We start from the raw sequence: 6,123 nt of genomic DNA on the forward strand, positions 1-6,123 counted from the left end.
TCAAGCTTCCTTTAAAGCACTCCCCAGTCTAAGATCCACATACTGGGAAATTTCCTGGGAAATATCTTCAATGGACTTGTCGGCATCCAAAAGGACACATCGATCGCTATGGTCTTTCGCGATCTGTTGGTATGCATCTCGAACTTTCTCGTGATAATCGGCCCCTTTGCGTTCAAGGCGATCTTCCTTTTGGGCCGCATTAAGTTCCTCACGATCCATGGCTCTTTTGAGGCCCACTTCAGAAGAAAGATCAAAAATAAAAGTTAAATCTGGCTCTGAATCGCCGACAACAATTTGAATAATTTGCTCAACAATATCCTTTCCAAGGTCGCCTGCATATCCTTGATATGCAAGGGAAGAATCGGCGAATCGATCGCTCAGCACCCACGTCCCTGCCGCAAGTGCTGGCTTGATCTTTTTTTCTAAATGATCTCGTCGGGCCGCAAAGTAAAGAAGAAGCTCCGTCATAGAGTCCCATCGACCTGGCTCGCCCGTCAATATTAGAGGACGAATTTCCTCAGCACCTGGCGTTCCTCCTGGCTCTCGCGTTACCAGAACTTCTTTTCCACGATCCTTTAGATACTGCGCCAGTAAAGTAATCTGGGTAGATTTACCGGAACCTTCTCCCCCTTCAAAGGTAATAAATTTTCCTCGATTTGCCACGAGTAATCCTTTTTGCCTAGAATAGACCTGTTACAAAATTTGTTGTCCGAGACCAAAGTCTTCCCATAAATCCTAATTCTGTCACATCTTCCGCCACTACTAGAGGAATAAGCTCTTCACGAGCCGCAGAAATACTGGTTTCCGGAATTTGTACCTTTAATACACCTGCTTTTGCCCCTTTTTGAAGAGGAGCGATAAGAGGCTGATATTCAGCCACAGCCGTTATCTTGGAAGAAACAGATTTAGGAACAGTTATCAATGCGGGCGAAGCCACAACGAGTGGAACCGTATCCACAGCACCATCTCTTACACTGGCGGTTTCAATTAGCTGACCACTTTCAAATAAAGTTTTATTCTCAAATTCCCGTAGCCCCCACTTCATTAGAGTCTCAGAATCTTTGGCCCGAATCTGCTTATTCTCACATCCATTGATCACAAGAATTAAACGCCGGTCCCCCTGCTTTGCCGAAGCAACTAGACCAAGTCCTCCAGCGTCAGTTTCTCCGGTCTTCAAGCCGTCCACATCTAAACTTGTGTAAAGAAGCGGATTCCGATTACCTTGACGGATCTTATTGTACGTAAATTCTTTTTGAGCATAAAATTTCTTATACAATTCAGGGAAATTTTCAATGGTCGCTTTGCCGATTAGCATCAAATCTTTGGCCGTAGAATGATGTCCTTCATCTGGCCATCCAGTCGCATTCAAGAAAGTCGTATTTGTTGCTCCCAACTCATGGGCCTTAGCTGTCATTTCCTGTGCAAAATTATCTTCAGTTCCAGCAAGACCTTCTGCGACTGTAATACAGGCATCATTCCCTGATTGGACAATAATACCCTGAATAAGCTCCTCTACAGTTGGTTTGGAACCCAGTTCTAGGAACATTCTAGCCCCCCCTTTTCGCCAGGCATTTTCTCCGACTTTAAACTTATCGCCTAAAGAGAGTCTATTTTCTTTCAAACGCTCAAACATAAGGTAGACCGTCATGATTTTAGTCATGGAAGACGGCACCATCAATTCGCTTGCATTTTTTTCATAGAGAATTGCCCCCGTAGTCGCATCCATAAGCACAGCCTGTTTCGCACATAGATCTATTGCAGGCTTTGCCCAAGCATGACTGCCTATAGACAAAATAATCAACAGGCCAAACGTAATAATCCTTCTCATTGCTTCCTCTCTCATTTCAAAACATGTGCATCTGAATGACCAGTTGCCTTTAGTTTGTTAAGATACGTATTCGCTACATCTTTACTCTTGAAGGGACCAGCACGGACAGCATATAGAGTTCTGTCCCCCGAATTAACCGCATTCACTTTGGTTGAACCCAACGAAGATAGTTTATTACTCAATCTACTGGCATTTTCAACCTTTGAAAATGTTCCCACCTGAACATAGACACCCTCTGCTTGCGTTGGCACGGGTTTTGCTGGCAATGCAACTTTCCTCTCACTAGGCATAGCGTGTTGTATTGGAGCCGATTTTTCCCTTACCTGAGGCACGGATTCTTTGGCCTTAGGCACGACCTCTTGCACCCTGGACGTGGCCTCTTTAATATTTTTAGTTGCATCCTCAACAGCTTCCTTCACTTGTTTCACCGCTTTCTGTACTTCTGGGGGTGCTTCACGTCCATTGGGCAAAACGGCTCGACCCTGACGAAATATATCCCCCGACTGTTTGTTGGAAGCTAATTGGAACGATGGCTTTTCCGAAACAACAGGAGCTGACTCAGCCATTCTTAATGGGAACTTGTCTGGTCCAGATGGAGGTGTTTTGCCTTGAGCCATCGCGGCAAGCACCTTACTCTCATGGGAAATAACTTCCAATCGTACCCTTGCTTTTCCCCTGTTATGAAAACCCAATAATTGGGCAGCACGCTTAGACAAATCCACAATGCGTCCAGGATAATAGGGCCCTCGATCGTTCAGACGCACAAACAAAATACGCCCATTATCCAAATTTGTTACCTTTGCCATGCAGGGAAGTTGAAGAGTTTTGTGCGCCCCGGTTACTTCATACATATTAAATATTTCACCATTGGCCGTCAGTTTCCCGTGAAACATGGGACCGTACCAAGAAGCTAGCCCCTCTTCCACATGGCTAAACTTTTCCCGAGGACAATACCGGACGTTCTTTATGGTGTAGCAAGTTCCCAGCTTATAATGGGGATTTCCATATTTCTTTGATTGACTGCTCAGATGCATACTCGTTTTGGTATCATCCTTAAAGGGTGCTGGAAAAACCTTGGACAACAGAGACGTTGAAGAACAGCCTCCCAGGAATAAGCATAAGAAAATGACCCAACTATTTTTCATTTTTATCCTGAGTCGTCTTTTTCTTCTTAGGTTTTTGAAAATGCTGAGCACATTCTCGTTCAAGCCTATCTAAACGCTCTAGGATTTCTTCTTGTTTTTTCTCGGTGCTTCCAGTCCTTTGTGGCTCACACACCCCTTTATCCATGCGACCCTTGAAACCATCTGCACATTCCTTAAGAACCTTAAGGGCCCCAAATGCAGCCCCAGTTAAATCACTTAAAATTCGGTCCCGCGTTTGCATGTTTTTTCCCTAAGGTTCAAGTTCGATTATTAATATCAACCATCTCTCCAGGGCTTATCATAGTTTTTTTGATAATTCTATCCCGTTCAGGATCTAAAATATGTTGCTGTGAGTGGAAAAACCTTATATCCAAAAAAATAATTCCCTCTGCAAACGACAGGACTCCACAATGCAAAAAGCTTCTCACCACAATTGGGGTAAGAAGCTTTTTAAAACCTTAAAACTTTAAATTATTTTTTAGAAGAGGCGGCCTTCTTAGGAGAAGCTTTTTTCTTAGCCGTTGACGTTCTCTTTTTAGCCGTAGAAGCCTTCTTCTTTGTCGATGTTTTCTTTGCAGGAGATTTTTTCACCGCTGCCTTTTTGACCGCAGGTTTTGCTGCCGCGGACGAGCGAGCTGGACCTGGATTAGAAGCAACCGAACCGCTCTTCTTCATATATTTAGCAACTTCTTGCGCTTCCCACTCTGGTTTAAAGTAAGGGAAAAAGTCCATGGCACTCCGAAAGTTCTCTTGAACTGTCGACGGTAAAAGATTCAAATAGAGTGCCTGAAGAAACAGTGGAATTCCCCACCCAAGGATCACCCAAATAGGCCAGAAATAACCTGCCCCGCTCAAAAGCCAAATCAGAATAAATAATAGATTGGCAGCGACATATATGGTCATTTCCTTATAGAAAACTGCGAGTCTCTTAACGTGTTGTTTTGCTTTTTCTTCGGTCATTTTTCCTGACATTGATTTAATCCCTGGCTTTTTCCTGTTGTCGAATTCATACCCTTAGAGAGGTATAATACCATGTTTTCTCCACGGACTCTCCATCTTTTTATTTTTAACCATTTGGAATGATTGGTAAAGATGTTTTCGTGTCTTTCTAGGCACAGTCATGCTGACAATTTTATCTTAAGCCCACCCCGCCTAAAGGATTTGGCCGATTTACCACAACGCCCAATCTCATTGTCTTCACGTCAAAAGCCCGACGAATTGTTCGACCGTTTGCAAATCTATTTCCATTTCCTTCTGCTTTTCTTTGGATTCTTCGTCTTCGCCCCACTGGAAGTTTTGGAACACTTCCTCAACAAAAGCGACCTGAAAAGCCTTCGATCCATTCATATAACCATTACACAAGGCAACAGAGACAAAAAGTGATCCTGTTAACTGTGCCCCATCATTAATAACTGCCAAAAGATAGGAGTTACAACTTTTCAGATAGGCTTCCAAAGCCTTGAGTGTGACCTGCGATTGTTGGATGGGAGCCATATCGTGGGTTGTTTTAATCTTGACACAAAACTCTTTTTCTACCCAAGCAAGAAGAGGCCTCCAAAGCTTTTTCTCCCTTTCTGCTAGGCCTTTCGGCTCTATTGCCCAGTAGGCCAACACCTCTGTATGTGCTAAAAGATCCCGAATAATTTCATCTTTTCGAATTTCCACATGGTCAATGGCTGTTAAAATATACTTTGTGAATTTCAATTCTTCCCTATGAACCGTCGCAGCTTTCAGCTCCTTCAAAACTGCCGCTGCCAATTTTTCTGTTGGAACATGGAGATACTTCCCTATAGGCGTCTCAATGGGCTCACCGGCATTGATAAAAACATAGCCAGAGTCAGTTTTTTGTTTGTCCAATAGTGATGGGTCCGTACAGGAAAACCAAACACTCAAGGCTTTGTCTCCTTGGCATCTGTTTCTTTAAATCCTAGGGCCTTAAAGGTTTGCTTCATATGATCTGGTAACGGAGATTGAAAACTCATAATTTTCCCAGATGGCATGGGCACTTTGAGCGTCCGTGCATGAAGATGCATCAGTTCGGAGATATCATCACCTTTTAGGAAATCTTTGCGACGTCCGTACTTCCGATCACCTTGAACCGGTGTCCCCATAGCTTGGCAATGAGCCCTTAATTGATGGGTCCGCCCTGTCAAAGGCACCATTTCTAGCCATGCAGCCTTTTTGTGGGCATGATCGATAACACGATACCGAGTGATGGCTTTTTTTCCATCTTTGTGGTCCACCACCATTTGCTCCCCAATATCCCCCCGCTTTTTGAGAAGAGGTAAATCAATCTCGCCTTCCAATGGCTTTGGAACTCCAATTGTGATGGCCCAATAGGTTTTTTCAATCTTCTTTTCCTGAAAGGCTCTCGCCAAATAGGTCGCCATTTTATCTGTTTTTGCCAACAGTAAGAGCCCACTGGTATTTTTATCTAAGCGATGGACTAGCTTTGGCTTTATGCCATTTTCATCGATCATACCTTCCATCAATCGATCCACATGCTGAAGGGTTTTACTGCCGCCCTGAGTTGCAAGTCCGGAAGGTTTATCGAGAACAATCATATCCTTATCTTCATAAAGCATGAGATCTTTCAGTAACTGTTTTTCCTTTTGGGTAAGATAGATTGCCTTCTTCTTGGGAACTTCTTCTTCGGACGTCCGTGGAGGAATGCGAAGTGACTGGCCTTTTTCCAAACGAATAGATCCTTTAATTCGCTTTCCATTGATGCGAATCTGCCCTGTCCTCAACATTTTTTGAATGGCTCCATGGGAAAGCTGAGGAAATTGCTTCTTCAGCAGCCGATCCAAACGACCCCCTTCCAACTCTTCAGTGATATCAATTATGTTCGACAAAACCAGACTCTCCTTTTCCTCTTTAACTCATAGGGAATCCCTTCCACCAACACAAGAGGCTTATCCTCCACGATCAAGGAACAGAATATAGGAAACTGCTCATAAAAAATTTAAATTCGCCTGCTTGTCGTTCAAATTTAAAAGGACTATAGTTGGAGCAAATTGCAAAATTATGAAAGTGCGGAAGTTTCACGGAGGATGCAAGGATAAGAATGATATTTTTTTGCACTGATCAATCCATAAGGCACAATTTTAACTGTTTTTCTGGTCTTCACGCGCAATTTTCCCCTGTTTA

At 43.4% G+C, this 6,123-nt stretch carries 6 protein-coding genes and 1 pseudogene; all 7 read right to left on the bottom strand.

What is annotated here, in order from left to right; genetic code table 11:
* The 7 genes and pseudogenes from HOL16_03740 to HOL16_03770 all read right to left on the bottom strand — a co-directional run bounded on the left by HOL16_03740 (nucleotide 1) and on the right by HOL16_03770 (nucleotide 5,828).
* On the bottom strand, nucleotides 1–663 hold the full coding sequence (locus tag HOL16_03740) for a dTMP kinase (protein ID MBT5389808.1): 663 nt from the start codon (nucleotides 661–663) through the stop codon (nucleotides 1–3).
* A gap of 16 nt (nucleotides 664–679) precedes the next feature.
* Nucleotides 680–1,828: a D-alanyl-D-alanine carboxypeptidase gene (locus HOL16_03745; protein MBT5389809.1), complete on the bottom strand. Its 1,149-nt coding sequence runs from the start codon at nucleotides 1,826–1,828 to the stop codon at nucleotides 680–682.
* Nucleotides 1,829–1,839: 11 nt separating this feature from the next.
* Entirely contained in the window at nucleotides 1,840–2,973 is a 1,134-nt protein-coding gene (locus HOL16_03750) for a septal ring lytic transglycosylase RlpA family protein (GenBank protein MBT5389810.1), read from the bottom strand.
* Complete coding sequence (locus tag HOL16_03755) at nucleotides 2,963–3,214, bottom strand: hypothetical protein (GenBank protein MBT5389811.1); 252 nt, start codon at nucleotides 3,212–3,214, stop codon at nucleotides 2,963–2,965. Before HOL16_03755 ends, HOL16_03750 begins: the two co-directional genes overlap by 11 nt.
* A gap of 542 nt (nucleotides 3,215–3,756) precedes the next feature.
* Nucleotides 3,757–3,945, bottom strand: a pseudogene (locus HOL16_03760) (2TM domain-containing protein).
* Nucleotides 3,946–4,170: 225 nt separating this feature from the next.
* Nucleotides 4,171–4,866: a hypothetical protein gene (locus HOL16_03765; protein MBT5389812.1), complete on the bottom strand. Its 696-nt coding sequence runs from the start codon at nucleotides 4,864–4,866 to the stop codon at nucleotides 4,171–4,173.
* The gene (locus HOL16_03770; GenBank protein ID MBT5389813.1) at nucleotides 4,863–5,828 is read right to left on the bottom strand and encodes an RluA family pseudouridine synthase; all 966 of its coding nucleotides are present in this window, start codon (nucleotides 5,826–5,828) and stop codon (nucleotides 4,863–4,865) included. The genes HOL16_03765 and HOL16_03770 overlap by 4 nt, the downstream gene beginning before the upstream one ends.
* Nucleotides 5,829–6,123 lie beyond the last annotated feature (295 nt).

The organism is Alphaproteobacteria bacterium, assembly GCA_018662925.1.
Classification (GTDB): domain Bacteria; phylum Pseudomonadota; class Alphaproteobacteria; order 16-39-46; family JABJFC01; genus JABJFC01.